Source organism: Natroniella acetigena (genome assembly GCF_023227745.1).
GTDB classification, from domain to species: domain Bacteria; phylum Bacillota; class Halanaerobiia; order Halobacteroidales; family Halobacteroidaceae; genus Natroniella; species Natroniella acetigena.
On record NZ_JALKBX010000004.1, the window covers coordinates 74,233 to 91,663 of the forward strand.

The following is a 17,431-nucleotide window of genomic DNA, read 5'->3' on the forward strand; positions in this document are numbered from 1 at the left end:
GATTGAAAGGGGCTGAAAATATGGTAAGAAGTAATTTTGACAAAGATTTAGAAAAGCTTAATCAGGATATTTTGAAGATGGGAAGTATAGTAGAAGAAACAATTTATAAGGCAGTAACGTCTCTAGTGGAACAAGATGTTGAATTAGCCGAGGAAGTAATCAAAAATGATGATCAACTGGACTATTATGAAATTAAGATTGATAAAAAGTGTATTAAATTAATAGCTTTACAGCAACCTGTAGCTAGAGATCTACGCCAGATTGGAATGATTACTAAGATAGCTACTGATTTGGAACGAATGGGGGATTTAGCTTATAATATTGCTAGTATTACTAAAGAGTTGTCGGCGGAAGAATTTATTAAATCTTTGATTGATATTCCACGGATGGCAGAGATTAATCAACAAATGGTGCGAGGGGCTTTAGAATCTTTTGTTAATCTAGATGCAGAGCAAGCAAGAGAGGTAGGAAGAAAAGACGACCAAGTTGATGAATTAGATGATCAAATTATTAGAGAATTATTGACTTATATGATTGAAGATCCAAAAACTATTAAACAAGGAAATAAATTAATGTTTGTTAGTAGATATTTAGAAAGAATTGGTGATCATGTTACTAATATCTGTGAAAAGGTTGTTTATATAGTTACAGCTGAGAGGGTTACCTTTTAAGCTGCAATAGCTAAATCTTAGTCTGGTATTAAACTGGACTAAGATTTTTTTAGTTAAAAGTGAAATTTTAAGTAAGCAATGGTTGGACTTAATAGAGGAGTTTGAATTTGAACCTAGAAAAATAAAGGATAAGTTTTAGATAATATGAAAAAATAATATCTAAATATAGAGGAGTGGATAAGATGAAAGCAGAAATTATTGCTATTGGAACTGAGTTGTTATTAGGACAGATTGTAGATACAAATTCGCAGTGGCTTGCCCAACAGTTGGCTCGAATAGGAATTGACCTGTATTATAAGCAGACAGTTGGGGATAATAAAGATAGGGTTGTAGATATTTTACAGCAGAGCCTTAAACGGGCCAACTTAGTTATTATGACCGGTGGACTCGGGCCAACCCAAGATGACTTAACGCGGGAAGCTATAGCAGAGGCTTTAGATGTGAAGTTAGCAAAAAATGAGCAACTAGCAACTGAGATTGAAGATTTCTTTGCTGAACGAGATTATCAGATGACTGAGAATAATTTTAAACAGGCTTATTTACCGATTGGTGCTGAAGGAATTAGTAATCCACAAGGAACAGCTCCTGGAGTCTTAGTAGAGCAAGAGGGAAAGATTATTGTAGCTTTACCAGGAGTACCACAAGAGATGAAAGTAATGATCCAAGAAGAGATAATTCCTTACTTACAAGATAGTATTTTAGATGATGAAATTATCAAATCTAAGGTGATGAAGCTTTATGGAATTGGTGAATCAAGTTTAGAAGAGGAGATAGCTGATATTTTAGAAGAACAGACCAATCCGACTATTGCTCCTTTGGCTAGCCGAGGAGAAGTTAAATTAAGGCTGACAGCCAAAGCTGATAGCTTAGCAGAAGCAGAGCAGATGATTGCAGAAAAAATAGCAGAGTTAGAAGAGCGAATAGGGGACTATGTTTATGGTTATGATGAAGAAGGGTTAGAGGAGGCTGTAGCTAAATTATTACTCGAACACGGGTTAACTCTTGCCACTGCTGAATCATGTACCGGTGGGCTATTAGGTGCCAGGTTGACCGATGTGTCAGGCAGTTCTGCTTATTTTGAACGGGGAGTAATCAGTTATAGCAATCAAGCTAAACAGGAATTATTAGGGGTAGCAGAAGAGACATTAAGACAGTATGGAGCAGTCAGTAGCCAGACTGCTCAAGAGATGGCATTAGGAATAAAAAAGAGAGCGGGGACGGATCTTGGTTTAGCAATTACAGGAATTGCAGGGCCAACAGGAGGAACACCTCAGAAACCAGTGGGATTAGTCTATATTGCTGTAGCTGATAAAGAGGATGTTACTAGTTATAAGTATCAATTTAAGGGTGGTCGAGAAAGAGTGAAGTTTTTAACTAGTCAGCAGGCTTTAAAATTATTATTAGAATCTAGTAGATAATATAGTTGACAGAGTACAATGTACAATTTAGAATTGACAATTTACAATTAAAGAATTAAGCAATTGAAACAATAAAAAATCTTATAATTATAGAGTACTCTTAGCTAAAAGGAAATATTGGAAGAGTGAATATTTAGTCTCAAGAGGCTTTGCAAATATTGATGGTCTAAGGGTTTGTGGTTTTATGATTTTGAATTTAACTATCAATTATCAATTAGACGGGGGTGTAGAGAAACTTAGTTATCTGCGAAGCACTGTAGTGATAGACTTAAATTTAGCTGAGAGAGTACATAGTTTTAAGGGGGGGAAGGTTTTTAACTGTAAACTGTAAACTGTACACTGATCTTTAGTAGAAAGGATAGACTATAATTATGTTATGTAGTAAAAAATTCTTCTTTAAGCACAAGGAACTTATCTATAAGATAGCGTTGGCGATCTTAACTATCTTATTTCTATTAAACTTTGCAGTCTCAGATACTTATAAATTAGAAGCATTTGAGATAGAACTTGATTTAAATCTATCGACAACTCCTTCTACTATCATTAAATTTCCCCCGATTGGTCAAGTATTTGCTAGAACTCATTTGACTCCTCTTGATTTGACATTGACTTTAGAAGCTATCCATCAAGAGCGATTAGCCGAGATTATTGCTGATGTTACCGATAGTGAGGAGTTATTAGAGTTAATGAGAAGGCGGGCTAAAGCAACTTTAGATTTGTTTGCTCTTAGGTTGGCCCTGATAACAATTTTAGGTGGGATAGTTGGAGCTAGTTTGCGAGGGATCTCTATTAATTCAGTTTTGATTGGGATAATGGTAGCAATTGTAATTGTTTCGGTTCTTTATGTAGGAACGTACCATACTTACGATCTAACAGCTTTTGATGATCCCCATTTTGAAGGAATGTTAGAAGCTGCTCCGTGGATGGTTGGTCTGATACAAGAAGGGTTAGAGAATATTGAACAATTAGGTTCTGAATTTGAGTTGATTGCCTCTAATATGTCTCAATTATTTACTAGAATTGAAGCTTTACAGCCATTGGCCCAGCAAGTTAGTGATCTGCAGGTGCTGCATTTATCAGATATCCATAATAATCCTGTTGGTCTGCAATTTGTACTCCAGATTGCTAATAGTTTTGGTGTTGATCTCTTGGTTGATACGGGAGATATTACTGATTATGGAACACCTTTAGAAGGAGGATTATTAACTAGGATTGAGGAGCTAGATCTGCCTTATGTCTTTATAGGAGGGAATCATGATTCGCCGACTATCATTAACAAGATGAAAGAATTTGAAAATGTAATTGTTTTAGATAATGAAGTGGTAGAAGTAAGTGATCTGACTATTGCAGGCATAGCTGATCCTGCCGCTGAGAGTAATGAGATTAGTCCTGAGATAGAAGATATAGAGAAGTACCAACATAAATTAAAGGAGTTAGTATATGAGCAGGAAGATATTCCTGATATAATAATGACTCATCAGTTGGGAATAGCAGATCCACTCATAGGAGAAGTTCCTCTCTTACTATTATTACATGGTCATACCCATACTTTTAATATTTCTCAAGAGCAGGGAACGACGATTATTAATGCAGGAACGACAGGAGCAGCTGGACTTAGAGGGTTACAACATGAGGAAGGGATTCCTTACTCTGTAGCTTTATTACATTATAATTTAACGGAAGAAGATCAATATAGATTGGACATAGTTGATATTATCAAGCTTTATGATCGTCATGGTGGTTTTATTATGGAGAGAAAATTGATTGGAGATTAATTGGAAGTGGGGAGAGTGAGAGTCTTTATTGCACTAGAGTTAGCAAGAATGTTCAGCAAAAGTTAGAAAAGACTAAAAATATGCTATGAGATTGTTCACAACGTGTTAACTGGGTTAAGTCTTATGATTTTCATCTTAATGCTAGACAGAAAGTGGAGCAGATTTCTATAATCAAGAGTGAATTAACTGCAAGAGGGCCAATTTATACCAGCTTAAGTGAGATGAAGCTGTGAATTTAAGATTGATTTTCAGATCTAGATAACTTATAATTAATGTGTAGCTTATAAAAAGTTTGAGAAATAAAAGGAGTGAAGTAGTATGGCAATAGATGAAAAGAAGAAAGCGTTAGAGAGGACATTAAATCAGATTGAGAAAGAGTTTGGTAAAGGTTCAATTATGAAGTTAGGCGATGCTAAGAAGATGGATGTAGAGACCATTTCGACAGGAGCCCTTTCGCTAGATGTTGCCTTAGGAGTAGGTGGAATTCCTAGGGGAAGAATTGTTGAGGTCTTTGGCCCTGAGTCCTCCGGAAAGACTACTGTAGCTTTACATATGATTGCTGAGGTGCAGAGAGAAGGAGGAGTAGCAGCTTTTATTGATGCTGAACATGCTTTGGATCCTAAATATGCTAAGAATTTAGGGGTCAATATTAAGGAATTATTAGTTTCCCAACCTAATACTGGTGAAGATGCCTTAGAGATCTGTGAAGCATTAGCAAGAAGTGGAGCAGTTGATTTAGTAGTTATTGACTCTGTGGCAGCCTTAGTACCTAAAGCAGAAATTGAAGGTGAAATGGGAGATGCTCATGTTGGATTACAGGCTCGTTTGATGTCACAAGCAATGCGGAAGTTGTCAGGGGTGTTGAGTAAATCTGATTGTACTTGTATCTTTATTAACCAGATTAGAGAGAAAGTAGGAGTTATGTTTGGGAATCCAGAAACGACTTCTGGAGGACGAGCTCTTAAGTTTTATTCTTCAGTTCGGTTAGATATTAGAAGAAGACAGACAATTAAAGATGGTGATGACTATAAAGGTAATCGTACTAAAGCTAAAGTAGTTAAAAATAAGGTTGCCGCTCCGTTCAAGACAGCAGAATTTGATATTATGTATGGAACAGGGATCTCTGAATCTGGTTGTATTTTAGATATGGGAGTAGAATATGACGTGATTGACCGAGCTGGTTCTTGGTACTCTTATGGAGATGACATCAGACTGGGCCAAGGAAGAGAAAACTCTAAGGAATTTTTAGAAGAAAACCCAGAAATAATGGAAGAGGTAGCAGAAAAGATCAAAATTAAATTAGGTTTAATTGCTGAAGAAGATTCTGATGTGGAGTTGGTGGATAATAAAGAAGAAGAAAAAGATGAGCAATTAGAAAAGGAATCTGCTTAAAGAAAAGACCCTTCATCATGAAGGGTCTTTTGGTTGTGGAGGGGTAGTAAATGATGAATTCAATTGGAAAGATTACAAAGATAGAGCAGCAGAAGAATAATCAAGAGCGTTGTTCTATTTTTTTAGATCATCAATTTTTAGTGGGGATCAATGCAGAGTTGATCTATAAGTTGAAATTAAATGTTGGCGATCAGGTAACGGAAGATTTATTAAATCAACTATTAGATGAAGAAAATTTATTACAGGCTAAGCAAGCTGCTTTTAATTTATTGTCATATCGCCAACGTAGCCAACAGGAGTTGGAGGATAGATTGGCCCGCAAAGGGTTTGAGTTTGGTGTGATTGAACAGGTGATTGAAGTTTTAAATAGATTAGACTATCTTGATGATCGAGAGTTTGCTAATAATTGGATTAAAGATCGCAAGCGGAAGAAGTTTGGCCCGTGGCGAATAAAAAGGCAGTTACAGGAAAAAGGAGTAGCTACTAATATTATAGAAGAAGAACTAAGTAAGGAGTATGATTTTGAATTAGAATGTGAACTTGCTTTTGAATTGGCTAGAAAGAAGAGTGATCGCTATCGAGGATTGGACTCTAGAGAGCAGAGGTATAAATTAGGACAAGTATTAAAGCGAAAGGGTTTTTCTTTTGAAGCGGTTAACTTGGTGTTAGATAAGTTAGAGATTGGCTGAAAGGGGGAGTGAGATGAAGTTACTGATAATGACCGATACCCATATTAGAGGAACGACTCCTAGTCGCAGAATGGATAACTTTAAGGAAACACTACTTAAAAAATTAAAGGAAGTAGGGCAGATAGCGGTTGAGGAAGAGGTTGATTTTATTTTGCATGGAGGGGATTTATTTGATCGACCTGATACAGCTCCTTCTGTAGTCAATGAGTTTATCGAGGTGTTGTGTAGTTATCCTGTCCCAATTTATTTGGTAGCTGGGAATCATGATTTATTTGGTCATAATCCTGAGACTCTACCACGAACGATGTTAGGAGTATTAGTTGCTTCAGGTGTTGTTAATTTGGTATCAGAAGAGCCTATCTTGTTAAGCAAAGATGGGATTGATTTGCAGTTGACCGGTAAGAGCTTTGATTATGAGGTTGACTGTAAAGATACAACTGCTTATAGTGTTGAAAAAGCAAAAGATGTAGATTATGCTTTGCATTTAGTTCATGGGATGTTACTGAAGAAGCCTTTTTTTGATCAAGGTTATACCTTAATTGAAGATGTTGAGACTGAAGCTGATTTAACAGTTGTTGGGCATTATCATTTAGGCTTTGATAAACTTGAATTTGAGGGGAAGAAATTTTTAAATCCAGGGGCCTTAGTGCGTGTTAGCGCTGATTTAAAAGAGATTAATAGACAGCCTCAAATAGCACTGGTTGACTTTAAAGAAGATGTCGATATTCAGTTAAGAGAATTAGAAACTGCTCTTAAAGGGGAGGAAGTTTTAGATAGAAGTGAGATTGAAGATATTAAATTTAGGGAGAAAAAATTGGCTAATTTTATTCGGGAAGTTAGAGCAACTGAGGAGTTTAAGGTCTTTTCTAGCACTGATATTCTGGATGAACTGGCTACTAATCATCAGCTAGAATCAGAAGTGGTTGCTGAAGCAAGAGAAAGAATCAGTCAAGCACAAGAGAGGCTAGGAGGTGAATAATTGATGCAGAAGATAAGGGCGATTGAGATTAAGAATTTTCAATCTCACGCTGATTCTAGGTTGGAGTTTGAGGAGGGTTTGAATGTAATTACAGGTCCTTCAGACCAAGGGAAGTCAGCTATTATTAGAGCTTTAAGATGGGTCTTATATAATGAGCCCCGCGGAACCGATTTTATTAGAACAGGTACTAATGCTTGCCAAGTGACTATAGAATTGAACAATGACTTTAAGATTACTAGAAAAAGGACTAAAAAGGAGAATAGGTATGAAGTGATTACTCCTACTGGAGAAAACCATGTCTTTGAAAAGATAGGAAGTAAGGTGCCTCAAGAGGTAAAAGATATACATGGAATGCCTAAAATTGAACTTGATAGTGATTTGGAAACAACATTGAATTTAGATTATCAATTGGACGGGGCTTTTTTGTTAAATGCCAGTGGTTCGACCAGGGCCAAGGTATTGGGTAGATTGATTAAGGTACATATTGTTGATGCTGCTATTAGAGATACCGGAAAAGATCTAAGAGAATTAAAGCAGGAGCAAAAGAGGGTTGAGCAGGAGTTGGTAGAGCTTGACAATAAGTTAGAAGAATTTAGTGATTTACCTTCTTTAGCCGCGGAAATTAAACAGCAAGAGCAATTGTTAGTTCGAATCAAGGAAGTTAATAACAAATTAAAAAAATTTAAAACTATTCACCAGCGAATAAATTCGATTAATCAAGAATTAAACAAATGGGAAAAAATTAATCAAAAATTAGGTAATTTAGCAAAGATAGATAATATGTATGATAAAATAGTAGCTAAAATAGAGCAATTGCGAGTACTAAAGCAATTAGTTAAGCGGCAAGATAAGGTAGAGTACAAATTGGGGTATGGGGTTAATTATTTAAAGAAATTTAAAGGAATTAACCACATTGAGCAGATTCATGAGCAATTACAACAAAAGCAGGATCGATATTATCAATTCAAGAGATTTTTAACTAAGTATGATCGAATTAATGATCAGATAGAACAGAATAAAAATTTAATTGAACAGATGGGTGGAATTGAGAAAAGTAGTCAAATTTTAGATAAGAAACTAGTAGTAAATAGTAAGAAGATAGAATCATTATTACAACTTAAAGGTAATTTAGCTAAAATTGAAGGGTTAATCGAGCAGGAACAAAAGTTACTTGATTTATTACCAGCAGCTGAACTATTAAGTGGAGTTGGGAATGGATTGGTACAAAATTATAAAAAATTAGAGCAATTAAATGATTTGGCGACTAGAAAAGAGAATATTACAAGTAGAATTAATGAGACCAAAGAGGAATTACAGCAAAGAAAGCAAGAGAATCAAGAATTAGTAATAAAGTATAGTAAAAAATTAAAAGCAATGGGTAAATGTCCAACCTGCTTTAATCCTGTTGATCAGCAGGTGATTAAGGGAATTGTTAGTAATTATAAGTATAAGGGGGATCAAGATGGAAGAGTATAAAGCTGAAATTGATAAATTAAAGAAGCGATTAAATACTGCTAAAAATCTGAAGGTGAAAGCTGAGACTAGAATGGAGGAGTTGAAGAAACAGCAGCAAGAATTATTAGAAGAAATTAAGGAGTATGATATAGAACCTGAAAATTTAGAGCAAGAGATTGAAAAATTGGAAGGGGAATTGGAGAGTTTACTTGCTGAAGCAGATCAATTATTACCAGATGATGATATTTTGCAAGGCAAGGTGAGCTAAGATGGAGGTTGAAGGGTTCTTAGATAGATTAGAAGTTAATCTGCAGCAGAAAAAGTCTGATTATAATCGCCGGCAAGGAAAAAAAGAGCAACTTCTGGAAGTAAAGCAACAGAAAAAAGATGACTTAGAGCAGATTAAAGTTGAGCGAGATCTATTAGATAAGGTTAATGTCTTATTACAGGAGACTTCAGAGTATGCTAGGGAACAGGCTAAGCAACAGATAGAGGCTTTAGTAACCCAAGCCTTACAGTATGTATTTGGAGAGGAGTTCAGCTTTGAAATCGAGCTTAAAAACCATAGAAATCGACCTTGGGCTGAATTTTATGTTCTCTCTCAACGGGGAGATTATAAATTAAGAAATAAACCTCAAGATGCTAGAGGTGGGGGAGTAGTCGATGTGGTTTCGTTGGCTTTACGGGTAGCTATTTTGCAGTCCTATCAACATCCACCATTGGTTGGTCCTCTAGTTTTGGATGAGCCGGCTAAGCATGTCAGTGAGGAGTATATTGTTAATGTAACCCAATTTTTAAAGAAAGTAAGTGAGATGTTTGCTAGACAAGTTATAGTTGTAACTCACCAGTGCCATTTAAGCCAAGTAGCTGATAAATCATTTAGAGTAGAATTGGCGGGAGAAGAAAGCCAGGTAACAACTGATATTATATCTTGACATAGTTAGATGAAAAAGATAAAATGTAAGCAGAGTACTTTTTATTTTGGGACTTTATTTATAAGACTCAGAATTGGATTGACTATAGGTTGGCCCTACAAAGCTAAAATAGCAACTTTGATTTTAAGATTAATAATCGAGATATATTTAACTTGACAATTAAATAGGAAATGGAGGTGAGACATATTGACAAGTTTTTTGATAATTATTAGTGGGTTAATAATAGGAACTATTATTGGCTTTATAATTAGAAAATATATTGCAGAAAGTAAGATTGAATCTGCTGAAAAAGAAGCTGAAAAGATTAAAGATAATGCTACAAGAGAAGCTGAGTCTATCAAAAGAGAAATTTTAGTAGAAGCTAAAGAGGAAGCACATGAAATTAAAGAAGAAGTTGAGCAAGATTGTAGGGAACGCCGAAATGAGTTACAAGAGTTTGAAAAGAGGTTATTAAAGAAGGAAGAAAATTTAGAGAATAAAGCTGATAATTTGGCTAAAAAGGAAGACATTATTAGGAAAAGAGAGACAGATACCAAGCAAAAGAAGGAAGAAATTGAGCAGTTACATCAGAAGCATATTAATCGCTTAGAAGAGTTGTCTGGCTTGACAACTGAAGAAGCTAAAGAGTTATTATTAAATCGAGTGCGAGATGAAATTGAACACGAAACAGCTAAAATGATTAAAGAGTTAGAAGCTCAAGCTAGAGAAGAGGCAAATAAAAAGGCTAAGGAGATAATTTCATCTGCTATTCAAAGGTGTGCTGCGGATCATGTGGCTGAGACAACCGTTTCTGTTGTATCTTTACCTAACGATGAAATGAAAGGACGAATTATTGGTAGAGAAGGAAGAAATATTAGAGCTTTAGAAAGTTTAACAGGAATTGATTTAATTATTGATGATACTCCAGAGGCAGTTGTCATATCTGGATTTGATCCGATTAGACGAGAGATTGCACGTATTGCTTTAGAAAAATTAATTGTAGATGGAAGAATTCATCCAGCTCGAATTGAAGAGATGGTTGAAAAAGCTAAGGAAGAAATTAATGATACAATTTATGAAGTTGGAGAACAAGCAACTTTTGATATTGGGGTTCACGGGTTAAATAATAAAATCATAAAGTTATTAGGTAGATTGAAATATCGTACAAGCTATGGACAGAATGTTTTACAACATTCTATTGAAGTTTCTCATTTAGCTGGAGTTATGGCAGCAGAAATAGGAGCGGATATTAATGTAGCTAAAAGAGCAGGTCTATTGCATGATTTAGGAAAAGCAATCGATCATGAAGTTGAAGGTCCACATGCTAAAATTGGAGCTGATATAGCGAAAAAGCATGGTGAATCAGAAAAGATACTTCATGCAATTGCTGCTCATCATGATGATGTTAAAGCTGATTCGATTGAGGCTGTTTTAGTTGCTGCGGCTGATGCTGTTTCTGCAGCAAGACCTGGAGCGAGACGTGAAACGCTTGAGTCTTATGTTAAGAGATTAGAAAATTTAGAGAATATAGCTGATTCGTTTAATGGAGTTAATAAAGCTTATGCTATTCAGGCCGGACGGGAGATTAGAATTATGGTAGAGCCTGACCGAGTTGATGATGCTAAAGCAAGTAAGTTGGCTTATAATGTCTCTAAGAAGGTTGAGGATGATTTAGAGTATCCAGGTCAAATTAAGGTAACAGTAGTGCGTGAAACAAGAGCAGTAAATTATGCGAAGTAATAAATAATAAGGGGCGATCACTTTAAAGTGATCGCCCCTTATTATTTATTACAATTAAGTTCTAGGCTGAGTTTAAGGTTAAGCCAACCATTAGAATCAATAAGGTCTTAGATTTTACTTAAACTTAGATTTAACCTTAAACTTAATATCAATTAATGTAAAATTAATTGATAATTAAAATAAAAGTTATAATTTTCAATTTGATTTTATATTATTTAAGCAGGATTTGCTGAGTTTAATGCAGAATAATATATATTGAAACCTAAAAGGAGTGGTAGTAAATGAAGGCAAATAAACAAACTAATAAATCAGACAGTAGTATAGAGCTATTGACTTCTATTTTATTGAAGTATCCGGTGATAAATACTGTAAATATTAATTTAGAAGAGAGAGAGTTAGAGATATCTTTTTTGATTGAGGATTCAATAACTGATATCAATTGGAAAAAAGAACAAGATTATTTAATGCGGAATTTTAATTTATTCAATAAATTTCAAAAAAATAATATCAATGATATTAATTTACAGATAAATAGAGAAAGTTATTCTGAATTGAGTAAGATAAATTTAGTTAGAAACTTAAATGAATTATCACAACAAGAAATAGACTTTATGATTAAATTAATCAAGGAAGTTTTTGGAGAAATGTTATTAGAAAACCAATTACATAATCAAAATTTCTCCTTTGATTTAGCTGATTCTATTGATGGGATGTTAGCTCAAATCGAGCAGTTAGAATATAGAGAGAAATATTTAGGGTTTAGAGAAGAGGATAGAATCTTAGTTTTTAATAAAAATAAGTAAAAGACACATACTTTTTGTCGTTTTGGGTACAAATAAGAGAGGGGAATTGATGTGAAAGTGTTGATGATTGGCGATATAGTAGGAAGAGCAGGTAGAAGAGCAGTCAGGGAATTATTGCCTGTAATTAAGGAAGATTATGAAATTGATTTTGTGATTGCTAATGGAGAAAATGCAGCAGGGGGTTTTGGTTTGACTGCAGCAGTAGTAGAAGAATTGATCAAGTATGGAATAGATTTGTTGACAACCGGCAATCACACTTGGGATAATAAAGAAATTTTTGAATTTATTGATCAAACTGAAAGAGTAATTAGACCTTATAATTATCCGACTCGAGTACCAGGATTTGGAATTAAGACTATTGATAAAGAAGGTTTGAGTTTAGGAGTTATTAATTTGATCGGTAGGGTTTATTTAGGGGATTATGATTCTCCTTTTCGTTCTTTAGATCAAGCTGTAGAAAAGATTAAAGATCTGGTGGATGGAATTGTTGTTGATTTTCATGCTGAAGCTACTTCGGAGAAGGAAGCGTTAGGGTGGTATGCTGATGGTAAAGTAGGAGCAGTTGTGGGAACTCATACTCACGTTCAAACGGCTGATGAAAGGATCTTGTCTAATAATACAGCGTATATGACTGATTTAGGATTGACGGGAGCTATAGATTCAATCCTGGGAATGAATATTGATGAACCGTTAGAGAGGTTTTTAACTCAAATGCCACAAAGGTTTAAAGTGGCTACTGGAGATACTCAATTATGTGGTTTAATGGTAGATATTGATGATAAAACAGGAAAATCTAATAGAATTAAGAGAATTAAAAGAATACATAAGCTTAATAGTTAATAAATTGGATAAAAGGAATAAATTTTTATTGTTTTTGAAGGAATAATTTTGTAAATATTGAAATAAGTATACAAGTGAAATGAAAAAAAGGAGGTATTTTACATGGAAGTACTAAGGGTATCATCTAGTTCAAGTCCAAATTCAGTAGCTGGAGCTCTAGCGGGAGTTTTAAGGGAAAGAGGTGGAGCAGAGCTTCAAGCAATAGGAGCTGGAGCATTAAATCAAGCGGTTAAAGCAGTAGCTATTGCCAGAGGGTTTGTAGCACCAAGTGGTGTTGACTTGGTCTGTATTCCAGCTTTTACTGATATTGAGATCGATGGTGAAGAGAGAACGGCTATTAAATTGATTGTAGGGCCAAGGTAAGTTTCAATATAATTAAATAATTAGTAAATTACGGAAAATAAACGACCCACAATTCTGATGATTCAGAGTTATGGGTCGTTTGTTTATTATCATTACGGAAACTATGCTTTTTAGAGGTTATGGATAATTTTTAAGTTTATGTGTATTGATTTTACTTAAACTTATCCTTAAGCTTAGATTATGATTGGAAGTCATTTTGTTTTTAATAGAGGGATATTTTTTAGTTGAATAATTTTTATTGTTTAGATAAAACTAGATATTGATAAGTCAATAATTGAAACTAGAAGTAATTTGAAATGGAGGGGTTAATAAAAATGCCAGTTGGGATTATAATTTTAATTGTAATACAAGTTTTAATTTATTTTGGTGTTGCTGAAGAGATGCTTAATGAAATGGGATTAACTACAGGTACGGCTGTTCTTTTTTTAACTTTAATGATTCTAGGTAGTTTTGTCGATATTCCAATTAGTAGTTCACCAGTAATTACTCTTAATGTTGGAGGTGCAATTCTTCCTATTGTTTTGGCCCTGTATATTTTATTTAACGTAGAAGAAAAGAGAATTATATATAGAACTTTGTTAGCTGTTTTGATTGCTGGTGGGGTAATTTATGGTGTCAATACATTATTTCAATTTGAAGAAGGTCATACTTTATTTGATATTAATTATTTATATCCACTTATCGCTGCAGTAGTTTCATACTTAATTGCCCGTTCAAGAAGAGCGGCTTTTATTACAGGGGTGTTAGGTTTTTTAATGTATGATTTGATCCATCTGGGTAGAATTACTTTAGGTGGTATACCAGGAGAAGCGGAGATTGGTGGAGCTGGTGCTTTTGATGCAATAGTGCTCAGTGGGATTTTTGCTGTCTTATTAGTAGAGATATTTGGTGAAATAAGAGAAAGACTGGCAACAGGTGGTAGTGAAGGTGAAAGGGACAGAGATAATAGAAGGAAATTTGATCGGAAGTTGGTTAATTCTGAATTTGGAGAATTAGGTTATAAAAATAAAGAAGAAGAGCAACAAGAAAAGCGAGGTGAAGATGATGAATAAAAGAATGTCCTATAAGGTAATAATGACTTTAGCAATTTTTTTGATTATTAATTTAGCAATAATGCCGAATTCTTTTGCTCATCTTGCTGAAGAAGGTTATTTTAATGTGATAGATGAGGAGACAGAGGAGGTTGTCTTTAGTACTGCTAAGAGTATTAGTGTTAATGATTATTTTATTACACAGGATAATAAACAATATAGAATTATTGAGGTTGATACAGAGCAGGGAGAAGGAGTTGCTGAGTTTGAAGAAGAGGTTGAGCTATTAGAAGGTAGAGATGATATTGTAGCTTTGACACAAGGGTTACTTGCTCAGCAAGAAGATAGAATGATTGGGATGTATAATACTCATAATCCGGAGTCATATGTACCAGAGAGTGGAACCGAAGCTAAGCCTGGTGAGGGAGATATTTTTCCAGTTACAGAGAGATTGAAAGGGAGCCTAGAAGAAAAGGGAATAGAGGTAGTTCATGATAGATCATATCATGATCCTATTGATGGTGGTGCTTATCAACGTTCAAGACCTACTGCTAAAAAGTTGGCCCAGCAGGCCCCCGATACAATCTTAGATATTCACCGTGATGGTGTTCCTGATCCTGAAGAATACCTAACTACTATTAATGGGGAAGAAGTAGCTCAAGTTAGATTGGTAGTAGGACGACAAAACCCAGGGATGGAAGCTAATGATGAATTTGCTAAGCAGATTAAAGCAGTTGCTGATGAATTATATCCAGGGTTAATTAAAGATATCTTTTATGCGGATGGGACTTACAATCAAGATTTATCCCCACGGGCAATGTTGTTAGAGTTTGGAACCCACACTTTATCCAGGGAAAAGGCTGCTGCTAGTACGGTATATTTTGCTGATGTTATGGAACAGTTATTATATGGTGGTGTCGATGGAGAAGGTTTACAGGATGAAGCTGCACAATCTACAGGTGCTCTCAGATCGGTTGGAATTATTTTAGCTATTGTACTAATTGGTGGAGCAATCTTACTTGTAATTAATGCAGGAAGTATTGAAGGTGCAATAGATAGGATTAAAAACTTAGGTGGATTAGGAAGTTCGTTAGGGATCAAGAACGAAGACGATGATGATGAGTAGAAGCGGGGGATAAAATGGATGGATATGAGCAGATGATCTTGTTAGGTATTGGTCTGGGTACCTTGGTTAGAATGATAGAGTTAAGGATTGATTATAGACAATATCCAGGATATCCTCATGGTTATGTTGTTCATTCGACCTTAGGGTTTATTGCTGCTGCTTTAGGAGCATTGGTTATTCCAGCTTTATTAGAAGAAAATTATGTTGCAGTTACAATTTTAGGAGCAGCAGCTCAACAGTTTCAAAATATCAGAACAATGGAAAGAGATTTTTTGACTGAAATTGAGACAACAGAATTGGTACCACGCGGAATAGCATATATAGAGAATATAGCTAAGGTTTTTGAAGCGAGAAATTATTTAGCAATGATGACTGCTTTTTTTACAACAATCGGATATTATTTTTTAAATCTAATCGGAGGATTGATAGTTGGTGGGCTGACTGCTTATTTTTTAGATAAAATTATGGTTCAAAAGACTGTAGGGAATATTGCTAATATAAGAGTAGCTGATTTAGAGTTTTCTGGGCCAACAGGAAGTAATATTGGGGTTGAAGGTGTAGTGATGATGAATGTAGGGTTGAAGGAAGCTTTAGAGCAGTGGAAGAAAGCTGGGATAGGTATTGCAATTGAACCCAAAGATGATGATGCTCGGGCTACTTTAGCTAATATTGGACAACGCCAAGCAATTGTTCATGATGTAGCAAATCAGTTAGGGGTTAAATTAGATATTGGGGTTGTTGATTATACTCCTTTAGCTAGATTAAATTTAGATACGGGGAGAGTTTACATGATTATTATCCCTATTGAACCTGATGAAGAATGTGTCAAACAAGCAGTCAGTTCTACTCCAATCTTGGAAGAAGCGCGAAGAAGACCTTTACAGTCAAAAGCAGGTAGTGCAGCTGCAGATTAGGGAGGTTTTTATGGAAACCAAAGATTTAAAAGCTTTTGTGATGAAAAAAGAGAATAAAGAAAAGATTGAGAATGGAGGGACTCCAGTCTTTTATGCTAGTGATGATGACGAGTTAGAATATATTGCTATGTTAATGGCTCGTATAACAGATACTATGGCACATGATTTAGGGAATGGAGTTTATATCTTAATTAATCATTAGGAGCACATTATATGAAAATTATTTATTATGGTGAGTATAGTTTAGGACTACCATTAATAGTAGCTTCCTTTTATCTAGGTATTATCAATACTAAGGAAGAATTAGAAGATAAATTAACAATGTTTGAATTAAATAATGAACAGAATAGCGGTGAGTTAATCTCTATAGGAATTGATGAATTAGGAAATGAAGTCTTTGTTTTAGGATGTAAAGATCAAGTGTCGCTTGTAAAAAGGATGTTATTAGGTTTTAAAGAGATTTTTATGTTAGACAATGAAGTATTATTAATAGAGACTACTCCTTTCAATAACTCATTAATCAAAATAGGCAAAATATTAATAAAGCTTGGTTTTGGTAGCTTTGGATTTTCAGTTGTTAAGTCGGGAATTAAGTCGGATTACGCTCAGATAAAACAGCAAGCAACTAAAATTAAAGAAAGGATAACTAATTAAGGTGAAGGTTATATATTATTGTTATGGAAGTGCCCATACTTCAGTTTTAGCTGCTGCTCTTCATGTAGGTCTATTACCATTACAGGAAAAAGCAGATAGTGAAGCAATTAAAAATCTACCTCATTATGATCAAATAGAGTCTGAACAAATAGGTTCACCGATCTTTTATGGTGAAGATGAATTAAAGAATCAAGTCTACATTTTGGGATTGGGTGGGCAGAGAGAGTTAATGAAACAGATACTATATAATTATCTTGAATTGTGTGGAATTAATACTGCAGATATTATGTTAGTAAGTGCTTTAGTTCATGCTAATTTTTGGACAAAGATTGGAGGTTTTTTATCTAGAAGATGTGGTATAGTTGCCTTAGGTAGACCATTGACTATTTATTCGTTGTTACAAGAATATGATTGTTATGTGAATTTAGTTTCAAATGTGAAGCAGAGATTAAAGCAGATAGCTGAAACCGACTAGTTTAAATCTTTAAACTAGTCGGTTTGCTTATCTAAGTTGTATTACAATTATGGTGTGATCTGTTGCGATATGAAAAGTATCGCCTAGTATTGTGAAGACAATCTACAATAACTAAAACTGAAAGACTGTAACAGTCAAATGATAGGGTAACGCCTTGAAGGGCTGTCATTGATACTCCGAACTGCATTATTT

Annotated in this window: 19 protein-coding genes; all 19 read left to right on the forward strand. The window is 34.7% G+C overall.

Features of this window, described 5'->3' with window-relative positions; genetic code table 11:
- Window positions 1–20 precede the first annotated feature (20 nt).
- The 19 genes from phoU to MWH25_RS02125 all read left to right on the forward strand — a co-directional run bounded on the left by phoU (window position 21) and on the right by MWH25_RS02125 (window position 17,239).
- A complete protein-coding gene (gene phoU / locus MWH25_RS02035; RefSeq protein WP_248625284.1) occupies window positions 21–671 on the forward strand; it encodes a phosphate signaling complex protein PhoU in 651 nt (216 codons plus the stop codon).
- A gap of 182 nt (window positions 672–853) precedes the next feature.
- Window positions 854–2,089: a competence/damage-inducible protein A gene (locus tag MWH25_RS02040; protein ID WP_248625286.1), complete on the forward strand. Its 1,236-nt coding sequence runs from the start codon at window positions 854–856 to the stop codon at window positions 2,087–2,089.
- 371 nt (window positions 2,090–2,460) lie between these two features.
- The gene (locus tag MWH25_RS02045) at window positions 2,461–3,864 is read left to right on the forward strand and encodes a metallophosphoesterase family protein (RefSeq protein ID WP_248625288.1); all 1,404 of its coding nucleotides are present in this window, start codon (window positions 2,461–2,463) and stop codon (window positions 3,862–3,864) included.
- Between the two features lie 318 nt (window positions 3,865–4,182).
- Window positions 4,183–5,256 (forward strand): recombinase RecA, encoded by a 1,074-nt coding sequence (gene recA / locus MWH25_RS02050; RefSeq protein ID WP_248625290.1) that lies wholly within the window; start codon window positions 4,183–4,185, stop codon window positions 5,254–5,256.
- Between the two features lie 50 nt (window positions 5,257–5,306).
- A complete protein-coding gene (locus MWH25_RS02055) occupies window positions 5,307–5,945 on the forward strand; it encodes a RecX family transcriptional regulator (RefSeq protein ID WP_248625293.1) in 639 nt (212 codons plus the stop codon).
- Between the two features lie 13 nt (window positions 5,946–5,958).
- On the forward strand, window positions 5,959–6,924 hold the full coding sequence (locus tag MWH25_RS02060) for a metallophosphoesterase family protein (RefSeq protein WP_248625295.1): 966 nt from the start codon (window positions 5,959–5,961) through the stop codon (window positions 6,922–6,924).
- A gap of 3 nt (window positions 6,925–6,927) precedes the next feature.
- Window positions 6,928–8,400, forward strand: coding sequence for an AAA family ATPase (locus MWH25_RS02065; protein WP_248625297.1), 1,473 nt, complete (start codon window positions 6,928–6,930; stop codon window positions 8,398–8,400).
- Window positions 8,387–8,647, forward strand: a complete 261-nt coding sequence (locus MWH25_RS02070; RefSeq protein WP_248625299.1) for a hypothetical protein — start codon at window positions 8,387–8,389, stop codon at window positions 8,645–8,647. Before MWH25_RS02065 ends, MWH25_RS02070 begins: the two co-directional genes overlap by 14 nt.
- A 1-nt stretch (window position 8,648) precedes the next feature.
- Window positions 8,649–9,314 (forward strand): DNA repair protein RecN, encoded by a 666-nt coding sequence (locus tag MWH25_RS02075; RefSeq protein ID WP_248625301.1) that lies wholly within the window; start codon window positions 8,649–8,651, stop codon window positions 9,312–9,314.
- A 186-nt stretch (window positions 9,315–9,500) separates the two neighbouring features.
- Window positions 9,501–11,033: a ribonuclease Y gene (gene rny, locus MWH25_RS02080; protein ID WP_248625303.1), complete on the forward strand. Its 1,533-nt coding sequence runs from the start codon at window positions 9,501–9,503 to the stop codon at window positions 11,031–11,033.
- A 281-nt stretch (window positions 11,034–11,314) separates the two neighbouring features.
- Entirely contained in the window at window positions 11,315–11,836 is a 522-nt protein-coding gene (locus MWH25_RS02085) for a hypothetical protein (protein ID WP_248625305.1), read from the forward strand.
- A 51-nt stretch (window positions 11,837–11,887) separates the two neighbouring features.
- Window positions 11,888–12,676 (forward strand): TIGR00282 family metallophosphoesterase, encoded by a 789-nt coding sequence (locus MWH25_RS02090; RefSeq protein ID WP_248625307.1) that lies wholly within the window; start codon window positions 11,888–11,890, stop codon window positions 12,674–12,676.
- Between the two features lie 102 nt (window positions 12,677–12,778).
- A complete protein-coding gene (locus tag MWH25_RS02095) occupies window positions 12,779–13,039 on the forward strand; it encodes a stage V sporulation protein S (RefSeq protein WP_248625309.1) in 261 nt (86 codons plus the stop codon).
- A 314-nt stretch (window positions 13,040–13,353) separates the two neighbouring features.
- Window positions 13,354–14,091 (forward strand): DUF1614 domain-containing protein, encoded by a 738-nt coding sequence (locus MWH25_RS02100; RefSeq protein ID WP_248625311.1) that lies wholly within the window; start codon window positions 13,354–13,356, stop codon window positions 14,089–14,091.
- A complete protein-coding gene (gene spoIIP / locus MWH25_RS02105) occupies window positions 14,081–15,196 on the forward strand; it encodes a stage II sporulation protein P (protein ID WP_248625313.1) in 1,116 nt (371 codons plus the stop codon). Before MWH25_RS02100 ends, spoIIP begins: the two co-directional genes overlap by 11 nt.
- Window positions 15,197–15,210: 14 nt before the next feature.
- Complete coding sequence (locus MWH25_RS02110) at window positions 15,211–16,110, forward strand: YIEGIA family protein (RefSeq protein ID WP_248625315.1); 900 nt, start codon at window positions 15,211–15,213, stop codon at window positions 16,108–16,110.
- A 10-nt stretch (window positions 16,111–16,120) separates the two neighbouring features.
- Entirely contained in the window at window positions 16,121–16,312 is a 192-nt protein-coding gene (locus MWH25_RS02115) for a capping complex subunit for YIEGIA (RefSeq protein ID WP_248625317.1), read from the forward strand.
- Window positions 16,313–16,323: 11 nt separating this feature from the next.
- Window positions 16,324–16,764, forward strand: a complete 441-nt coding sequence (locus tag MWH25_RS02120) for a DUF3189 family protein (protein WP_248625319.1) — start codon at window positions 16,324–16,326, stop codon at window positions 16,762–16,764.
- Window position 16,765: 1 nt separating this feature from the next.
- On the forward strand, window positions 16,766–17,239 hold the full coding sequence (locus tag MWH25_RS02125; protein WP_248625321.1) for a DUF3189 family protein: 474 nt from the start codon (window positions 16,766–16,768) through the stop codon (window positions 17,237–17,239).
- Window positions 17,240–17,431 lie beyond the last annotated feature (192 nt).